Below are 18,673 nucleotides of genomic sequence, written 5' to 3'. Positions count from 1 at the left end.
AACAATAGAATTATGGCATTTTACATTAAAGTAACGAAGGAGGTTGCCGACCGGTTGCATCTGACCGATATCCGCAACAGGACAGCGGATGGCAATGTATTATTGTGGCAGGCGGACGTGGCACGTTTCCCCGGCGACACGGTATTTGACAGGGCCAAGGAAGCGGGCGGCATCTGCCTGACCCCGCAGGCGGCGAAAGAAGAGATAGACGGTACGGACCATCCCGTCGAAGTATTCACACCTGCCTCTTGGGGGGAGGACAACACCGAAAGCTCCGAAGGCACGGATAGTACGGAAACGACCGGGGAAGGAGGAGCGTCATGAGTTTGGCCAGCGCGACCGGACAGGTCATATTTTCGCAAAAGGGCGGCGTGTACATGCCTGCCATCCAGTGTAACCAGGGAGATCTGTATCAGGAGTATATGGGCGAAGCGTCCGCGCCGACGAACATCGCACCGGATTTCGCTTCGCTCAAGCCCGTCTTGTCCTTCATTCTCACCTCTTCGCGGGTGGCGGAAGGGCTGGTGGTTCCTTCCTCCATGAAATGGTATTTCAATGATGTCGAGATCAAGTTCTCGGGCAATGTCTCCACCAACACGTTTGGCGGTGAGACGGGACATTTCAAGTTTATCCCTTACCAGCCCGGTACGACGGATTACTACGGATTGCAGATCGTCAAGAATCTGGTCAAGGCGAGCGGAGCGGCCTCTTGTACCATCAAGGGTGAAGCTACCGTGACGATAGGGAATACCAGCGACACCGTCCAGTTCGTCTATAGCATCCCCATCACCAAGGGGGTCGGAAACCAAAAGCATGTGACGATCATTGCCGGTGACAACAAGTATTTTACCCTTTGGGACAAAGGGCAGAGCTGCATTCTGAAAGCCGTAGCGCGCATGGGCAGTGACGAGATCACTACCGGACTGGCGTACAAGTGGTACAACCAGGTCAACGGTGCGTGGAGCGTGCTGAGCGGAAAGACCACACAGACATTGACCGTCACCAACGATATGGTTGACACGACAGGTGTGTTCAGAGTGGAGGTGTACCAGGGCGGCAAGCTCATCGGTCAGGACACGCAGTCCGTAATGGATGCGTCCGATCCGTTTGATTTGATCCTGAATCCCACGCCCGAGGACGAGACCATCCGGGAAAGTGGTGACACGGTGGTCTATAAGCCCATTCTGGTCAAGCGTGGAAGTACCACCAAGTACAAGGACATGACTTTCTATTTCGTGTTCATGGACAGTGCAGGAGTAGTCCTTAACCCGTCTACTTCCGGTACAGCAGCCACTTCCGGCACGTGTACTTGGGACATGTGCCAGCAGGCAGGAGGCAACGTGGCATGGACCATCACAACCAAGGAATAAGGAGGTGATATGCCGTTGGTGACTAGAACCGGACAGGTCAGTTTTGCTCCAAAAGGTGACAAGGGAGATAAGGGAGCGCGCATGCGTATGCGTGTATGGGGGGCGTCTGTGTCTTACCTGGAGGGCAAGCAAGGGCAGCAGTTTTACGACATTGTACTTTATGACAACCTGCTGTACCTGTGCATCCGTTCGCATACGTCGGTTTCGACGGAAACCCCCAAACAGAATGTGGCTTCGGGGAAAATAAAATACTGGGAAGTAGCACAGAGCTGGACTTTTATCGCCACCAAGCTGTTGCTGACCGAGAAGATCAAGGCGTCCATGATTGATGCGGACGGTATCAGAGCGGTCAATGTGGACATCAGCGGAAAAATCACGGCGGATAGCGGACGTATCGGTCCGTTTTCCATAGATTCCGGCATGTTGTCCTCAAAAACTCTTTATAAGGATACAACAGATACTTATGTTGGTTTCAATCTGTCTGCCGGACAAATTGAGTTTTATAACGAAAGGACATTTGCACGTGTGAAAATCGGGGGAAACACGCAGTTTGTCACCATTGAAGGAATTGCGTATGATGCCGGAATTGACATACAGAGTCCGAATCCCATGATCGGAATGCACATCAAGACTCCGAGCATTCCTCTGTTCGTGGAGGGGGGTAACATTTTCCTTCATCCGAACAATGACAGTTATGTGTCTCTTCATGGCATAGTGGGGAACTGGAGGAACATATCCGACAGCACTTCCCTGAATAACAATGATGACAATGTGATGTTTATTAATACGGGTAATATAGAAGTGACACTTCCTCCGGATGTTCCGGGACATACCATATACTTCAAACGTATGAACGGCGGGGTACGACTTAAGGGAGGACGCATCCTGCCTGCCCCCGGAGGAAAAGAGATGTCCTCCATTGATCTGGATTATGCGTCCGGATTCGTTAAATGTATGGGCAATTATTGGGTTATGTTTTATTGCGGATAACAGTATTTAATTAAAAATATTATGAAAGTTGATTTTACAAAATTTCCCCTGTTCACGGGGATAGACAGACAGGATATGGTGATAGCGGATATCCGTAAGGATATTGCTGACGGCATTTACAGGAACGTGCCCGGTCTTCCGGCGCACGTGCTTGCGGAGAAGATCTATCGGAACGAGCTTGTGGAGCTTGCCGATGACGAGATTCATATACTTGACCTCTACACTTCCGCTTCGGTGGGGCAGCTCGCTGACTCATGGCAGGATTATAAGAAAAACAATTTGGAAACTGAAACTGGTAAATAAAAAATATTATGGAAAAGATGGAATTAAGTGAGGCGTTGAAAGCCAATGCCTCAGTACTGGAAGGACTATTAGGGATAAATGATACATGGTACAAAAGGAGATTTGGTGAAATTACTGATTTTAATGAAGCTAATAATACTGGATATATGTTTGTCGATAAAACCCAATCATTGGATAATAAACCCAATACATCAAGTAATTATGGATTCTTGGAAACGATTGCTATTAATGAGGTCACCATCAAGCAAACTTTTGTAGATTTTCAGAGCAGATTTTTTATTCGAATATGTAATAATGGAACTTGGACTGATTGGAAACAAATACAAACAACATAGTATTAAAAATAAGTCATATTTTAATGAGATAAAACGGATGGGTGCCGGTCCACACCCGTCCGCTCCTCATGTTACCAAAGAATTATAGTATTTCTATATCTTCAGCATCATCCAGATTCTCATCAACTATATTCATGGATAAAGACAGGTCAACCCCAGTAGTATCCAAAAACAAAGCACTTACACGAAATGAAGCTGTGTTTGTCTTACTCCGAACGAAGAGATGATCATTTTTTCGTTTGAACTCTATTTCAGAAATCATACTACCGTTGACTTTCCTTATGATATAGGAGTTACCAGTCTTACTATTAATAAAGAACAGACCTGTAGAACCACCCCAATATACATACAATATCATACCGATATAGGCGTTAGATGAACCCGTTAGGCGAACAACACATACTTCTTGAACGGAGTCTTTATTGCAAACCAATATAGGAGAAAGAACGCCTTTTCTCAAGAGCCCTTTACTTCCTAAATTGGCAATCGGCATTAGTTCTTCCAGAACCAACCCCATGTTCTTCTACATAAAATCTATCATGTTTCTTGTGCCTTAGTCGCTTCATCGGGAAGTAACGGAGGCATTATTTCTTTTTCGAAGGGATAGTGATAATATTTTTCCCTCCTTCTATAAATTTAATCATAGGGGAGTTGGAAACAATATTTTTAAATTTTGCAATGTATTCGTCTGTACATTCACCTAACCTTACAACAATCCTATTGCTTTCAGTATCTAAATAGCATCCATACCATTTTAACTTTTCTTTTGTTTCATAGAAGCTCTTGTCGAATAGTTTTTCTTTAATATCAAAAAGAAGTGCATTGAGTTCTGAATATGAATACTCGCATTCTTGAATAGAGAAGTTATTGCTTTTGGTTCTCTTTCTCAACTCGTTTATGATTTCCGTATTATTTAGGCTGGAAACGATTTGAAAGACACAAATCCCGTTGTCGTTTGTAAAACATCCACCGAAATAATCAGGATAATTGTAAACCTTTGTATCACGAGTAACGAATCCTTCTAGAGATTTTAAGAAGTTATTATAGGTATCCTCAGATAAAATGTTTGTTTCAAGAAGGCCTTCAGCTGGCAATTCCATTTCATCAGAACGTGATGTAATAATAGTAGAACAGGAGATCATAAATAACATAACACATAATGATGTGCTGCCTAATATTTTTTTCATAAGCACTCATTTTGAAATTTATAGCCCTAAATTTAGAAAATAATCTGTTACGTTGTTTTTAGTAATAAGACTTTAATTATTTTTTTAGTTTTCTTCTTGATAGCCCCAATAACATATCCCTTGGGGGTTTCTGCCAGTCGTACGCCTTTCTTTTGTTTTCTCAGAATACCATTGTATCAATGGCCCTATATTACAAATATGTTGTATGTTGGTCTATATATAGTTTATTCTGTGCATTTTTTATGCATAAGATTTTTCTTTAAAATATTTGTTATAGCTTTGCTATCACAAATAACTGAATGTGTTTTTATTTTTTGATTCATTAAGCTTGGATGTTGTAAGGCATCTTGCTAGCAAAGCAGTTTGTATTGAAAAAGGCAGGATTGGTGATTCCCGCCTTTTTTAAATAGTTTTGATAAAATAAAATTTATATATAACTTTATAGCATCTATATTGAATTAAACTTAATTCTAAATCAGTAAAGGCGTTTACTGACAAAAATAGTCTAAATGCTATCGTTCGTGATGAATAATGGCATCTTTTTAGTTAATAATTTTTTTCACATACCATTTTAAATGAGTAATTATATACACCTTTGCTTGGGAAAGTGAGGGTGTATTTTTTATTGGTTAAAACGAACGATAAGTGCAAAAATATTTCTTTATAAAACTGAATCTTGTTCTGTAATAATAGAAAATAAGTAGATTCCATAAGTTCTATTTGTTTTCTATTAATGCTCTATGGCTTCTTGCATTCTCCGAATAATCGGAATATTGCTCCTGATTATTTTTTTCAATATGAATTGAATATGGAATAGTTTTCATTACTCTTTGTTGGGTAACTAGAAGCTTGATAACAATATTTATTACCATCAAGCTTCTTCCATTGTCACGATATGACAATGGATTTTGGTGTTTTGGCAGCGATGGTGCAAATGGATAAGAATATCTTGATTTTCTTGTTAAATAATAAAAGAATATCATTTATTGTTTTCAATATTTGCTCTGATTTGTTTCAAAATCAGAAACGGTCCTCCCATCTTATAGTTCCCTAAGTTTTGTTTAGCTTGCATGATACAGCTTTCAATAGTAAGTTTCAAATTCGGAGTGAAAGCTGCTTTGTTAATCTGCATTTCTTTTGGAAGTTTATTGGCATGGTTATTGAACCATGCGATCATTTCATTCAATTCCTCTTCGGAATAAGATTTTTTTTCAGCCATGATACATAAGTTGATGTTAATAGTGTGCAAAGATAAAGGAACATATAATTCATGGGTTATCTTTTAACAGAAATATTATCAAAATAAAAACCGTCCCTACTTATCACAAGCCGGAACGGTTCAGATTAGTTACGTTTTGACAATCTACTTCACATTTTATTGAACAAGATACCAATGGATTTGTTCAAAAGGATTTGCCTATTTCTAAAAATATTTGTTGTCACATTATTACGTATTACAAAAAAGGAGGGCATCGTGCATTACGAGCCCCCTCTCAAACTTTTATTATGAGATTGGCTTCTACTCCAAAATCACAGGGCAAAGATACGCAAAATTCTATTCTTTTCAGTTGATTGTGTAATCCAATTGGGAAATTGTATTTAAACAAATACCCCGACTCATCACGAGCCGGGGCAGTCCAATTTATAAATTTAAAGTCTTATGATGAAGATTGTCTGTTGCACCAATGCTTTACTATCAGCATAACGACAATCAAAACGGTTACATAAACACAGGCAAAACCAATTTGTTTAAGCAGCGTGGATTCTTTTTTCTCTTTTATGGTTTCTGATCGCTTTTTTTCATAAATATCAGAAGTAATATCCTTATCGGCTTTCACCTCCGTACTGTCTTTGGTTGCAGTTTCCTTCTTTCTATTTTTGCTGAAATCACCTTCTATATGCCCATCTGCCAGTAACGGAGGTTTATCGGTCAGACTGTCGGGCGGCTTTCGGGTATCATAGATACGAAAATCAATCACATAGTTACTATTAGTGGTAATAAGTTCGCTCAAAGAGGTACTTGATCCGTGTACGATGTTGACAGATTCACTGGCGCTATCTTTGCTGATTACTTCTACATCGGACTTGACAGCCTTATGCGAGCTGCCACATGATCCGAACAGCAGGAACAGACACATGAAGGGAGCCAGTAATATATGCCGGCTTACCCAGTTCATAACTCTAACCAACATAAGAGATATCATTTATGCGGTTCATCCACCCTCTCTTAAATTTATTATTGGTCGGACGCTTGCGGCATATATCCTCAATAAAGTCGAACCGGGCAATCTTAATCATGTCGAACAACTCACGCGGGTTCTTGGCATTTACAGCGGCAATGGTCTTGGGACCTACAATGCCATCCACCGTAACACCAAGCAAGCGTTGAGGAATCTTAATTCCGTGCGCACCGGATGCCCACACCCAATCAACCAATATATTAGCAACTGATTGCGATTTAATCTCGTCAGCTTTCCATCTGTCCCAATAATGCGGCTTGAGTACACGATTAACAACATCTTCACGGGTAAGTAGATGTAAATCATCCACATCTATATCACCGTCACCATCCTTGTCATAGCCGCACGATTTCCATGTGCCGATAGTCACGCCCATATTGGTAGCTCCTCCCAAATCGTCAGGGTCATTTACAAAACCGCCTTCCCACTTTAGGATAAACGGTGCAAGTTTTCTTACGTCAGCCATACTACTCATTAATTATAATTATTCGATTTTATTTTCTTTGAATTCCGGCAGGATATATTGTATGTTAACCGCTGCTTCATGCAAGACCTTATGAAGTTCATCTTCATTCAAATCCGTTTCATCTGTAAACTCACAAAAGATATTTCCAACCCAATCTTGAGATGAATTAAGCCGTTTAATAGCCACGCTGTTGCATCCATTTGTTGATAATAGAGATTTGGCAACCTTATCCTTAACCTGGTTATCAATATCTGAGTAGAACATGAAAAGATTCTTTGCGAGATTTTCTGCAAAAACGGCCACTTCACTCATGGGAAGTGATTGGATGTTTTCACGCATTCCGGCTATACCTTTTCGTTTTACCTCGAACTGCACCGAAAGAAAAGCTATATACCCCAAAGGATGGGGTTGTACGATATATACCCTGTCTGCTTTCGTTTCATAAAGTACACGCCACAGCTCACCGAACACCTTGGCGGAGTTCTCACTGCGGTGGTAACTTCTTTTTTCCTCCTCTTTTTTAAAATATTCCACTTTTAAATCAGTCAGTTTGTTTTTAGTATACTGATTATAGGCGAAATAAGCTGCCAGCAATGTTCCGGCAGCACTAATAATGTTTGCAATATCTATTTCCATCACATTCACCGTTTAATTGTTATATGATAAATTATTCATCCTGTTTCTTTATTCTTTAGCTACTATGTTTTTTGAGAAAGCTGGCAGTTTTTCCAAAAAATGTATTGTCAATATGGTTTGTTTTACTATTTTTGTCAATTGTCTTTTAGGACTGTGACGGTTCATCCATGATCCTTCCGCCATATTGAAAGTCCTATAAAGAAAATGTGGATCTATATTTACCAAATTGTTTAATCTTACTGTCCTGTTATCATTAGTCAGTATGATTTGATTATCCCGGTTGTCTGAGAAGATTGCCGGGATTTTTATATATATGCAAAATAAATCCATATCCATATTGCTTACTATTCATATTTCACTATCTTTGTCAAGACTTTGTTAACCTGATTCTTTCAAAACTAGTATTGGACTTAACTTCCCCCCGTCAGACTGTGAAGCCAGACGGGGGATTTCATTACTTTAACAGATAGACAATAAAAAAAGAGCCCGATGACAATATTTATTGCCATCAAGCTCCTAGTTACAACTGCAAAGATAGTGAAAACTATTCATATTCAATCCATATTGAAAAAATAATCAGGAGCAATATTCCGATTATCCGAAGAATTTAAAGAGTCACAATATTAATAGAAAACAAATAGGATTCATGAAATCTACCGATTGTCTATAAAATCAGATGTCCTCAAGCCTTTATCAGGAAACATCTTTACTTTTTTCCTTTTCCTTTGAACATTTTTCAAGTCACGCACAATGGTGCTGGAAAGTACCTCTGAATAAATCTGTGTGGTCTTTACGGAAGTATGTCCGAGCAACTTCTGGACTGTTGTAATCGCAACTCCCTGATGAACCAGCAGGGTGGCACAGGTATGACGGCTCACATGGTAGGTTATCCGCTTTTTGATACCACATAACCCGGCCAGCTTTCGAAGCTGCTTATTCACTTCCGAGTTACAAGGCAAAGCGGCAAAACTTCCGATATCCGGATAACGGTCAAGAATGCCCAATGCCCTGCTTTCAAACAGCAGATGTAACGGCAGACGGATTTCCACCCCTGTCTTGACGGATTTGAAGTACAGCCACCGTTTGCCGTTTACTCTAATGAAATTCTCAGGTGTGAGCTGGCAGAAGTCAGAATAGCGCAATCCGGTATAACAGCAGAACAGGAAGGCATCGAGCACATGGCGCATGGACTCCTCTTCCACCTCGACCGTTTCCAGCTTCTTCAGCTCGTCCGGGGTAAGAAACTCATGTCTGCCCTTCTCCTGTTTGATTTTGTACTTTCTGAACGGATAAGCATCTGCGTGCATATATCCCTGGTTGATTGCCTCATTGACCAAGGTACGGAGCTGTCTCATGTGCTTGGCTATCGTATTGACCGCATTGCCCTTTTCTCTCAAGTATTGCTCAAAATCACGAAGGAATGTATAGGTAAGATCCTTGAAGTCCAATCCGGAACGGAAATCATGCAGGACCGCCAGTGTCGAGTGCAGGTTGTCCTTGGTGGACTGCTTCTTGTCCGAATTGTCAATGGCTGATTTGGCGAAAGTGGAGAAGCTGACATTCACGGCACTTTTCTTCTTGACAGCATCCTTCAGTAGTGAGAGTGTGGCAGGTATTCCGCGCTTCCAATACCCCAACTCTATGCCTTGCAGATACAGGATGTATTCATAGAGCATTGCGTTGAGTTCGTTAGATTGGGGGTGGTTTATGACTTGTGCCCCCTCACGGCTCCAGCACTCCGGTTTGAGGTAAACATTGGTCTTCAGGTAGATTTTCCTTTGGTTCAAATAGGCTTCAACCTGTACAAGAGCCGTGCCCTGCCTGTTAAGTGTGTTCTGGCGGTTATATACAAGACGGTATCTGATTTTATCCATTTTTCCGCAAAGGTGCGAAAAGATTAATGGAAGAAAGGTATCAATGTGGAACATTTCCACATCATCCCACACTATATGAGGATTTTTTCCATTTCACATATAATTAGCAGAATATTAACCATCTGATAATCAGATTAATTATTCTTTTGGCATAAAAATTGTCCTATCATTATCGTAAAACAATAACCATTAAAAATATAAGATTATGAAAAAATTTTTTGTTGCAGTAGCATTGGTAATGGGATTAGGAACAACAGTGGCATTTGCCGAAAATTTGACCTCAGGTGTTGAAACAGTCATGGCAGTAAATGACTTTACCCCTATTGAAGTGAAAGACCTTCCGGCAGCGGTAACGGAAGCAATCGCCAAAAATTTTGCGGAATCAACCGTTAAGGAAGCAGCAGTAGAAGCGGCAGAGGATGGCAGTAAGACCTATCAGGTTGTTCTGACAGACAAGGAAGGAACTGAAAGTACGGTGTTCTTCAATGAAAAAGGTGAAATACTGAAATAATATATTTTGCGTCTCTTTAAATGGGGTTGTCTAAAATGGACAGCCCCATTTTGTTATTATTGAATATCACTTTTTATTCATTATGACTATGGCATTGATGATGCTCATGCGATGAACAACCTATACCTGAATCTGCTATTTTTCCGTTCAGATAGTCCGTTGCGACATTCAAAATATTTCCGGAACATCCTCTTATCACTTTAATATGGTGGGCTGTAAGTACATTCAAAGCACCTTGTCCCATATTTCCAGCCAGCATGACACTGACCCCCATACCTTCCAGTTCACCGGCTATATTGGACTTGCAGCCACATCCTTGTGGCGACGGAATGGTTTCACTGCTCAGAATCTGGTTGTCTTGTCCTACTGTCAGAATTGTATAATACTCACAATGACCGAAATGGTTATCAATTACATTGTCTCTGGTAGGAATTGCAATTTTCATCATAATCTTATTCTTATTAATGTTAATATTACTGGTGTGGATGTCTTCGGAAAGACATACCGGACATACTGTCTTACGGATTTTGAGTGCCGGATTGATATTGTTGAACAAGAAACCACATGATCCGCAGCGGAACCATTCACTGTTGGTATATGACACGCCTCCTTCTATCATTATTGCGGCACCACAGACGAATGCCTTGGCTATCTTTTGCCTTGCACTGGTATATATTCGGCTGAGGGTAGGGCGTGACACACCCATTGAGATGGAGGCTTCCTGCTGGGTTTTCATTTCATAATCACACAGGCGTATTGTTTCATATTCTTCGAAATGCAGGAATATTGTTTCTTCACAACTATTGTTGGAAATGACAGGTCTGAATCCGGCAACAGAAGGCATATTGTTAACTTTGCGTATATTTTTTGGACGTGGTGACATTGTATATTTATTGTTTCTGCCTGCAAAGATAATGAACAAATGCTCAAAATAAAAAAATAATAAACTTTTTTTAGGGTTACAGATAAAAAATACACTTCTGCTTTCTCAAGCAAAAGTGTATTATCTCTTTTGATTTCAATGAAAAATGTTTAATCTAAATTTATCAAATAAATGAAAACAAAAATGTAGTGATTCGTCACGAACAACAACATTCAGGACTATCATCAGTAAACTCTTTTACTGATATTTAAACATATAACTTATTTTGCCAAAATTTGAAGCTGAAATGCGATATAAGAAAAGCAGGATTCGCTAATCCTGCCGGATTCCGTATACAAACAGCTTTGCTAGCAAAATGCTTTACAATATCCAAGTTTAATGAATCTAAAAATAAACACATATTCAGTTATTTGTGATGGTAAAGTTATAACAAATATTTTAAAGAAAAATCTTATGCATAAAAAAAGCACAGAATAAACTATATATAGACCAATATACAACACATTTAAACAATGTTGTGTAATACAGGACCATTGACACAAGCCATTCTGAAAGAACAAAAGAAAAGTGCATGACTGGTAGCCAATCCCAAAGGATATGTTATTGAGGTTATCAAAAAGAAAATAAAAGAAGTTCTAGTTAGATACAACTATAGGGAATAAAAATCTTGTTACATAAAATAATATAGTAATTTATTCCCTATATTTGTATCATATTAAACTTCAAAAATAAAAGGCATATGAAAAAAAAATTATTATCATTGGTAACTGTTTTTTCTTTTGTATCGTGCTTGGTTTCATGTTCCAATGAAAAAGTAGTAAACAACAACAATTATTCCGAACAAGAAAAAGCCAAAATTGAAGCATTAATGAAACTATTCGATTCTTATGGTTGGGAACTTGACACAACAGTTAGTATAGAGCAACGCGATAAGGAACTTTTGGAGATGGACTATGAAAGAGCTAAGACTTTTTTGGAATACATGAGCAATGGTATTGAGTTTGACAATTTTGAGCCCACGACTCCAAGCGGGAAAATACGCCAAAAACCTTGAGTATTATACAAGAACTTCCATGGCTTTCCCAATATATGGAAGTCATAGTAGCTCTGCTGTATCATCTAAAACGACCATGATTCTATCTTACGCTGGTCCAAATCTATCAAGCGTAACCATACAAAGTACATTGGTTTCTTTAAATCCTGCATCAACTTGAATTCCTGATGAATATGGTTCTTTTAATTTTTTAGAAGATATGTGTGATAATGTAAGAGTTATAGGATTGATTAAATACGGTAGTTTCTATAAACATAAATATGAAATGATAGGGTGGTGTTCCCAAAATAGTGGAAAAGAGTTGTTTACGACGGAAATATTATGGGATTCTAAGAAATATAATCATGCTGTATTATTGAACTTATGAAAACTGGAATTACTACTCTTTGTTTTTTTATTCATCTATTTCATGAAAATATTCATAATACCGTTTGTAGTTGTTCTTGTCCTTGATTGTATCCACTCGTAGGTGACACATCAAACAAGCGACAAATAGGGAAATACAGCACAAGGGCTTGATTTAATCTATCTCAGTTTTTTTATCAGTTTGACTTAACCGATTGATGAATAGACTTTTAGCGAATTATTTGAGAAATAAAAATAACGATTTAGCAACAGTACATATTTTAGCGTTTAACGTTGCTATGCTGCCAAATAATTCTTTCATTTGCAAATATAACATCTTTTTCGAAAATACAAACTATGACAGCAGTTTTATAAAATTGATCGGGAAAACAGAAAATGTAAGAAGCCCCCAGCGAGTTACCCCACCGGAAGCATAGCTCATTTATTACAATCAAATTTCCGAAATGTCTTTTCTTCTTTTACTGCTCCTTGCTTTAGAAGTTTATTGAATATAAAAATAAAAACTGTTATTATAATATGCCATGTTCCTTAATAGTTTTTGTCTGCATATTGCTCATTGTACTACTTTTTAGGCATTGTTTGCGTACCAAGGTAATTGTATGTCACTTCTTGTGTGTTATGAGGGAAGGCGTTGTAATAACCGTCTGTTTGTACAATCTCCAAGTTTAAAGCTTTTTGATCGTATGCTTTACGGAGTGTTGACCACTCATAATCGAATGATGTTTCGGAACGCATCACCATGGTACGTTTATCGGGAAGTGATATCGGCTGTTGGAGAATACGCACATATACATATAGGGTAGCTGTTGGAGACAAGGTTGCCGATGTCATTTTACGCATAGTATAGATGCCTTGTGCAATGGATTTATCGCAAGGCAGGGTAGCAAATGACAGAGCATTAGTGAAATGAAAGGCACAAGTTCCCCATAAGCAATAACCTTGTTGGGACAATTCCCTATTCTGCTTGGTTTTCACATCGATACACGTTAAGCCCGAAAGCGGAAAACGCTGTTGATTGATGTCATATATTTGGAGTTCCGATAAACATTTGATGCGGAATACCCTATTGAAATCTGCATTTGCCACAGCTTGTTCCAATTCTTTTCGGTATGTTGTACGGAGTTCTTCCAGTGCAAACGGGTCATTGGCTGCTTCTGTATACTGTTGGGGGGCACGGAGAGAAGCATAGGTTTCGACTGATGCTGTGTCGATAGGTTTACCGTAAAGTTTATGTGCATAGACGAACAAGACAGCCGGAGTAAGGTCAACAGCTCCATTCATACAGGAAACATGATGTCCGGACATGATGTTTCCTTTACTTAAAGCCATGTTTAGATATACGCCAATCTTGAAATCGCCTTGTTCGGCAAAGACTATTTGAGGCGTTTCCGGTTGTTGGTAAATACCGAACTGTTGATAGAGTTCTGGCTGGTAAGCAGGTATGTCGGTAATGATGGCAATCCGTCCGGTTGAGTTTTTCGGATCCAGCTTGTCAAATTGATTGTTGGCGTTTAGTTGCTTAACAAATAGATAGCCCGATGGCAATGGTTCACCAATACGGAGCGTGTCGCCTACTTTGTAAGTACGACCGTCACAAGCATCAATGCTCTGCTGGGCTTGGAGTGGTTGGCATAACAAACAGACACCACCTAACAAAAAAGCGGTCAGATTCATTCTTTTCATACGTTTTTTTATATTTAATTTTTCTTTTCAGTTCTCATATTAATATATTTTTATAATAGTAGCAGCAATAATTAACACTATTGATACAATAAAGAGTGATATATTGATATTCTTTTTCTTCTGAAACAAATTAGCGATGCAAGCAGAGCCCAAACCTAAACGAGCTATTATTGAATCAATGGTAATATCATCGATAATGATAGGTACAATGGCCCATACCACAATAATCCACATTGATAGATTGATTATCAGATAGATAAATCTTTCCATACTATTTACGAATTAAATAATATATTGAAATTCCAATAACAGGAAGTAATAAAACAATCAAGGTATATAATATTCTGCTTCCTTATGTGCTTTTTGTGCGTACAATGCTATATAGCACGGCTATATCAAGCAAGAAAATGAGTATTATAAGTAAAAGGCCTATATCCATATCTGCATAATTTTCCAGTTCTGTATTTACGTGTATTTTCCGAAATCATGTATACATATATGTACGAAGCCTCCAAAGAATTATCTCGCCGGAGGCTTTATTTTAGTTGATAGCAATAATATAAGAAACTACAACTGTTTTTACTCCGGCTTGCGGATATTTATTTTTGTAGTATTTAGAAAGGTCTTTATAAAGATAAGCCATTTTAGTAGAACGGCCCAAAAATACATCAAATGAAGGGTAATTGGTGTCATTCCCATCTTCATTTAAAAACGTCCATTCCATGAAACCTTTTACGTTTTCTTTTGGCGGAAGTAATTTGTAAGATTCTGGCATTTCTTTTAGGTCTTTGTTTTCGCTTTTTATAATACACGGTTCCAGGGTATTATTATCATCTTTTATTGCAATACATCTTAGGAACTTGTCTTCGCTCCGCCAAAACATATAGTGAAAATCCAAAGGAATAAGAGATTTTTTCTCCAATTCTTCTTCAATAAGTTTTTGATTGTTATCTGCATCTACTACATATCTGTATTTAGGAAACTGTATATTCTTATAGTATGATTCAGGGATTAAATGTAAAGGCAAATTTTCTGAATCTTTTTTATTTTTGGATATTATTTCAAGTAGTTCATATTCCGTCCATGCGGAATTTTCCATGCTATAATCCAAATAACTTGTTTCACTGATTTTTATCTTATATTCATATCCTTTTTCAAACTCAAATCCACCAATGAATCCAAGGCTTTCCCATTCTTGGACATTTTCTTTCTTTACGGCATATACATCAGATAAATAATTAAATCTGTCTGACCGACAAACACCGGGTATCTTCTTCGATGCAATGGTCAGAGTATATTCCTTGTAGTTTGTCACTTTCTCACCCTCTTCATCTTTGTTGTCACAGCCTATAAAACCGAATATACAGAGGAATAATATCAGTATTTCTAATTTTTGAGTTTTCACGATTATAAAATTTTACAATTCTGTATTTACTTTTATTTGTTCTATTCTTTTTTGTACAAATATAGTAAAAGTGCCATTTATAAAGTATCAATACTACAAAAGATTTTCTATATTTGCATGGTTTAATATGATAATTATGAAAAGAATAATCGTTTTTTTTGCAGTAATTGTACAAATGGTGTTTCTTTCCTGTTGTGTTGAGAAACAAGGATATTATAACAGTGGAGAAGAAAGCATAATCGCACTAATATGTGATATAACTTGGACTGGTGGGAAAAAAGAGTATGAAGACGGAAGCTCTTGGGAATCTATTTGGAATTTCGATAAAGACGGAACATATACACGAACCAATGTAGAGATTGATAAAGATGGGAACAAAAAAGAAGGTGAGATTCGTGGAAGATGGTCTTTCTACACTCCTAACTTTAGCACATTATACTTTGGTGGTAGTCATTATTGGGATATTAAAGAACTGGATAAAACAATCTTTTCATTCTACGATAGAACAGGAGAACTGAACGATCCACTTATGTCTAAAGAATATGTTGAATTTTATCCATACAATGAAGAGAAAGACTAATTTGTTATACTCTAAATGTTACCTATGGGTGGATGAAGCTAAGGAAAGGAACAACTACAAGAGGTATTATGAATATTATCAAAAACAGGAGAAAAAATGATATTAAGCGAGTTACTGATATGACAGTAAACTCGCTTAATATCTTAATTATAACTTTTATTAAATCCGTCAAAAAAATATTCTTCGCCCATCATCTTATAAGAAAACTTTCTATCTGCTATAAACACATTATCCATGAATACAGCATTGCCTTCATCATATTGGACAGAAATTGTTTTATGAGAACTTCCCCAGTTCCATTTGAAATGATATTCCTCCCTTGTGGAATTACCATTCGCTTGCTGATGTTTGCCTATTATTTCTACTCCTGTTCCGTCCTTGTGAAAATCAAGTTCCTGAATATATCTTGTGTTATGTACATCAACATATTCGGCATGCCACCAATACTTGCATAGATAGTAAGTCGCAGATTCGTCATTGCTCGGAGTTCTTGCATCATCAGAAATTCCGCATCCAGTAAAGCATACAAAAGAAAAAATAGCTATTAATGATAAATATTTCATACGCATTTTGTTTGTTAAAAAACAAAATTAAAAATAATTGGCCATACTATTTTTCTAACAATACTTTAATTAGATTTTTTTCTTTTGATAACCACAATCACATACCCTTTGGGATTGGCTACCAGTCATGCACTTTTCTTTTGTTCTTTCAGAATGGCTTGTGTCAATGGTCCTGTATTACACAACATTGTTTAAATGTGTTGTATATTGGTCTATATATAGTTTGTTCTGTGCTTTTTTTATGCATAAGATTTTTCTTTAAAATATTTATTATAACTTTGCTATGACAAACAAGTAATAGATTTGATGAATCAGTAAAAGCGTTTACTGACAATGTTTAAATGCCATCATTCGTGATGATATTATGGCATTTTGTGTTTTTCATTTCTATATTTAGATTCAATCTTTTATTATAAAATCTGTATGCACTTTTACTTGGGAAAGTAGAAGTGCATTTTTTATATAACAAAGATTAAAATAGATATCATTTGCAAGCAAATACACAGTTTGAACCTTTTTATGTAACCTAAGCCTGTTGTTGAAATGAAAAAACACACCAAATCTCATACTATAATGAATGTATTTGCTTTTTTATAATATGCTTATTTAAAGCAATACATATATCCAATCCACTGGTAATAATGCAGACAGTTTCAATGAGCTAAAATTCAAGCAACCACTATAACATACATATCCTTTATGAAATGCTCTGATAATTTGCACGACATTGTGAAATTATATTTCTTTCAAAGAAAGAAGACGGTTATTCTCATGGACAACCGTCTTCTTTTACAAATCTAACAAACGATTTATGTCAGCACTTCACCAAGTGCTATCTCTTAAAACAATCTAGTACAAAGATATATATTTTGGTTAATAAAAACAATACTCATTATAAAAACCCTCCAATAAGATAAAATTTTGAAGTTATTTTATGAATATGATTGTTTCCAGTAAGATCTAAAAGAAATAAAAAACAATGTATTAGTAGTATTTGATTTTATTATCCTTATCTTTGCAAGGAAGCATAGACTCTCTCATAAATGACTTTACTTATGGGGTTTATAGAATTTTAAACCATTTTAAAGCAGTTACCCGTGATGGATAGCTGCTTTTTTACACTATTGATCTGCTTTTTAGGTGCTACGTTGTCGGTATTTGTTTTATTCTTATTTTAAAAGCTTTATCTTGAGGAGAAAAAATTAGATTACCTTTGTAGATATAAACTATGGAAAGTTAAGAATATGAATAAAGCTGAACTGATAGAAGAAATTAAAAAGGTCTGTAAAGTGCGGAATGACATTAAAATAAAGATGGTAGTAACAGGAGAAGACTGGTCCCTTGACGCAAAATATGTGTTTCTTAGTGAGAGTGGAGCGTATGTGACAGACACCTTATATCTAGTAAATATAGACGAACTTGACGCAGAATCATTGAACAGGATATATCAAAAGATTTTTTTAGATTTTCCTCATAATGAAAATGAATTAGTTGATCCACAAGTGGCGATTTGTTGAGAATGGTCGCTTTTATCATTTTATTTTGGAGGTCTTGAGTTTTTTTGCCTATCTTTGTAGTAACCAATATATCAGATCATTATGAACAGCAATAATAAAAATCAGATAATTCGTTTCGACTGGGCGATGAAACGTCTGCTCAGAAACAAAGCCAACTTCAGTGTGCTTGAAGGCCTTCTCACCACGTTATTGGGTGAGAAGATTATTATCCAGAGGCTTCTTGAGAGCGAAAGCAATCAGGAGAATGAGTACGACAAATACAATCGTGTTGATATGCTTGCCGAGGACTCCAAAGGTGAGTTAATACTGATAGAGGTACAGAACAACAGCGAATACGCTTATTTCCAGCGTATGTTGTTCGGTACTTCCAAACTAGTCACAGAGTATATCAACAGAGGGGAGAGTTATGACAAGGTTCGTAAAGTATATAGCGTCAATATAGTCTACTTCTCCTTAGGGCATGGCAGGGATTTCGTTTATCATGGAAAGACGGAATTTAGGGGCATTCACACTAATGATCTTCTTGAACTCAGCCCATTCCAGAAACAGACTTTTAAAGTGGATGTGGTCAGCCAGTTATATCCCGAATACTATATCCTGAAAGTGAACGGTTTTAATCAGGTAGCAAAAAGCGGCTCAGCGGAAATTTCTGGTTGTTAAGTTTTAAAATTAGCTACCTTTGCTTACCTTTGTTTTATGAAACCCGAACG

The 18,673-nt window shown here is 37.5% G+C and carries 22 protein-coding genes and 1 pseudogene; 10 read left to right on the top strand and 13 right to left on the bottom strand.

The window, feature by feature from the left end; all coding sequences use genetic code 11:
- Positions 1-12 precede the first annotated feature (12 nt).
- The 5 genes from AB5062_RS19835 to AB5062_RS19815 all read left to right on the top strand — a co-directional run bounded on the left by AB5062_RS19835 (position 13) and on the right by AB5062_RS19815 (position 2,998).
- Positions 13-324, top strand: a complete 312-nt coding sequence (locus AB5062_RS19835; RefSeq protein WP_007857178.1) for a hypothetical protein — start codon at positions 13-15, stop codon at positions 322-324.
- A gap of 200 nt (positions 325-524) precedes the next feature.
- A complete protein-coding gene (locus AB5062_RS19830) occupies positions 525-1,370 on the top strand; it encodes a hypothetical protein (protein ID WP_368326949.1) in 846 nt (281 codons plus the stop codon).
- Between the two features lie 9 nt (positions 1,371-1,379).
- Entirely contained in the window at positions 1,380-2,360 is a 981-nt protein-coding gene (locus AB5062_RS19825) for a hypothetical protein (RefSeq protein ID WP_129640658.1), read from the top strand.
- 21 nt (positions 2,361-2,381) lie between these two features.
- Positions 2,382-2,663 carry a hypothetical protein gene (locus AB5062_RS19820; RefSeq protein WP_007848488.1) on the top strand — a complete coding sequence of 94 codons (282 nt, stop codon included), beginning with the start codon at positions 2,382-2,384 and terminating at the stop codon, positions 2,661-2,663.
- A gap of 8 nt (positions 2,664-2,671) precedes the next feature.
- Positions 2,672-2,998: a pyocin knob domain-containing protein gene (locus AB5062_RS19815; RefSeq protein ID WP_117754354.1), complete on the top strand. Its 327-nt coding sequence runs from the start codon at positions 2,672-2,674 to the stop codon at positions 2,996-2,998.
- A gap of 82 nt (positions 2,999-3,080) precedes the next feature.
- Here AB5062_RS19815 and AB5062_RS19810 read toward each other — a convergent pair whose 3' ends face one another.
- The 7 genes from AB5062_RS19810 to AB5062_RS19780 form a co-directional block, all read right to left on the bottom strand.
- Complete coding sequence (locus tag AB5062_RS19810) at positions 3,081-3,515, bottom strand: hypothetical protein (RefSeq protein ID WP_368326950.1); 435 nt, start codon at positions 3,513-3,515, stop codon at positions 3,081-3,083.
- A gap of 67 nt (positions 3,516-3,582) precedes the next feature.
- Positions 3,583-4,185, bottom strand: coding sequence for a hypothetical protein (locus AB5062_RS19805; protein ID WP_129640657.1), 603 nt, complete (start codon positions 4,183-4,185; stop codon positions 3,583-3,585).
- A 979-nt stretch (positions 4,186-5,164) separates the two neighbouring features.
- Positions 5,165-5,404: a hypothetical protein gene (locus AB5062_RS19800; protein ID WP_117849296.1), complete on the bottom strand. Its 240-nt coding sequence runs from the start codon at positions 5,402-5,404 to the stop codon at positions 5,165-5,167.
- Positions 5,405-5,843: 439 nt separating this feature from the next.
- Positions 5,844-6,377 (bottom strand): hypothetical protein, encoded by a 534-nt coding sequence (locus AB5062_RS19795; protein WP_005853450.1) that lies wholly within the window; start codon positions 6,375-6,377, stop codon positions 5,844-5,846.
- The gene (locus AB5062_RS19790) at positions 6,367-6,891 is read right to left on the bottom strand and encodes a glycoside hydrolase family 108 protein (RefSeq protein ID WP_005853448.1); all 525 of its coding nucleotides are present in this window, start codon (positions 6,889-6,891) and stop codon (positions 6,367-6,369) included. Before AB5062_RS19790 ends, AB5062_RS19795 begins: the two co-directional genes overlap by 11 nt.
- Before the next feature lie 18 nt (positions 6,892-6,909).
- A complete protein-coding gene (locus AB5062_RS19785) occupies positions 6,910-7,527 on the bottom strand; it encodes a hypothetical protein (protein ID WP_368326951.1) in 618 nt (205 codons plus the stop codon).
- A gap of 653 nt (positions 7,528-8,180) precedes the next feature.
- Positions 8,181-9,401, bottom strand: coding sequence for a site-specific integrase (locus AB5062_RS19780; protein WP_032944305.1), 1,221 nt, complete (start codon positions 9,399-9,401; stop codon positions 8,181-8,183).
- 205 nt (positions 9,402-9,606) lie between these two features.
- On the opposite strand from AB5062_RS19780, the gene AB5062_RS19775 reads away from it, so the two are divergent.
- Positions 9,607-9,912, top strand: coding sequence for a hypothetical protein (locus tag AB5062_RS19775; protein ID WP_005846680.1), 306 nt, complete (start codon positions 9,607-9,609; stop codon positions 9,910-9,912).
- 73 nt (positions 9,913-9,985) lie between these two features.
- Here AB5062_RS19775 and AB5062_RS19770 read toward each other — a convergent pair whose 3' ends face one another.
- Complete coding sequence (locus AB5062_RS19770; protein WP_032944309.1) at positions 9,986-10,795, bottom strand: DUF134 domain-containing protein; 810 nt, start codon at positions 10,793-10,795, stop codon at positions 9,986-9,988.
- Between the two features lie 739 nt (positions 10,796-11,534).
- Here AB5062_RS19770 and AB5062_RS19765 point away from each other — a divergent pair.
- Positions 11,535-11,849 (top strand): hypothetical protein, encoded by a 315-nt coding sequence (locus AB5062_RS19765; protein WP_005853434.1) that lies wholly within the window; start codon positions 11,535-11,537, stop codon positions 11,847-11,849.
- A gap of 927 nt (positions 11,850-12,776) precedes the next feature.
- Here the strand turns inward: AB5062_RS19765 and AB5062_RS19760 are convergent.
- The 4 genes from AB5062_RS19760 to AB5062_RS19745 form a co-directional block, all read right to left on the bottom strand.
- On the bottom strand, positions 12,777-13,898 hold the full coding sequence (locus tag AB5062_RS19760) for a DUF4852 domain-containing protein (protein ID WP_118292574.1): 1,122 nt from the start codon (positions 13,896-13,898) through the stop codon (positions 12,777-12,779).
- A 39-nt stretch (positions 13,899-13,937) separates the two neighbouring features.
- Positions 13,938-14,168 carry a hypothetical protein gene (locus AB5062_RS19755; RefSeq protein WP_005853428.1) on the bottom strand — a complete coding sequence of 77 codons (231 nt, stop codon included), beginning with the start codon at positions 14,166-14,168 and terminating at the stop codon, positions 13,938-13,940.
- Position 14,169: 1 nt separating this feature from the next.
- The gene (locus tag AB5062_RS19750; protein WP_117849169.1) at positions 14,170-14,241 is read right to left on the bottom strand and encodes a hypothetical protein; all 72 of its coding nucleotides are present in this window, start codon (positions 14,239-14,241) and stop codon (positions 14,170-14,172) included.
- A gap of 198 nt (positions 14,242-14,439) precedes the next feature.
- Complete coding sequence (locus AB5062_RS19745; protein ID WP_117849162.1) at positions 14,440-15,303, bottom strand: DUF4377 domain-containing protein; 864 nt, start codon at positions 15,301-15,303, stop codon at positions 14,440-14,442.
- A 136-nt stretch (positions 15,304-15,439) separates the two neighbouring features.
- On the opposite strand from AB5062_RS19745, the gene AB5062_RS19740 reads away from it, so the two are divergent.
- A complete protein-coding gene (locus AB5062_RS19740; RefSeq protein WP_032947644.1) occupies positions 15,440-15,883 on the top strand; it encodes a hypothetical protein in 444 nt (147 codons plus the stop codon).
- A gap of 143 nt (positions 15,884-16,026) precedes the next feature.
- Here AB5062_RS19740 and AB5062_RS19735 read toward each other — a convergent pair whose 3' ends face one another.
- Entirely contained in the window at positions 16,027-16,446 is a 420-nt protein-coding gene (locus AB5062_RS19735; RefSeq protein ID WP_135187280.1) for a hypothetical protein, read from the bottom strand.
- 1,244 nt (positions 16,447-17,690) lie between these two features.
- Between AB5062_RS19735 and AB5062_RS19730 the strand changes: the two genes are divergently transcribed.
- Positions 17,691-17,963, top strand: a complete 273-nt coding sequence (locus tag AB5062_RS19730; RefSeq protein ID WP_117849164.1) for a hypothetical protein — start codon at positions 17,691-17,693, stop codon at positions 17,961-17,963.
- 81 nt (positions 17,964-18,044) lie between these two features.
- A pseudogene (locus AB5062_RS19725) lies at positions 18,045-18,596 on the top strand (Rpn family recombination-promoting nuclease/putative transposase); the annotation flags it as partial.
- Positions 18,597-18,673 lie beyond the last annotated feature (77 nt).

Origin of the sequence: Phocaeicola sp. RTP21359st1_B8_RTP21360_211022, from assembly GCF_040911965.1 — a bacterium.
GTDB classification, from domain to species: Bacteria; Bacteroidota; Bacteroidia; order Bacteroidales; family Bacteroidaceae; genus Phocaeicola; species Phocaeicola vulgatus.
This window is presented reverse-complemented; position numbering and strand designations above follow the sequence as displayed.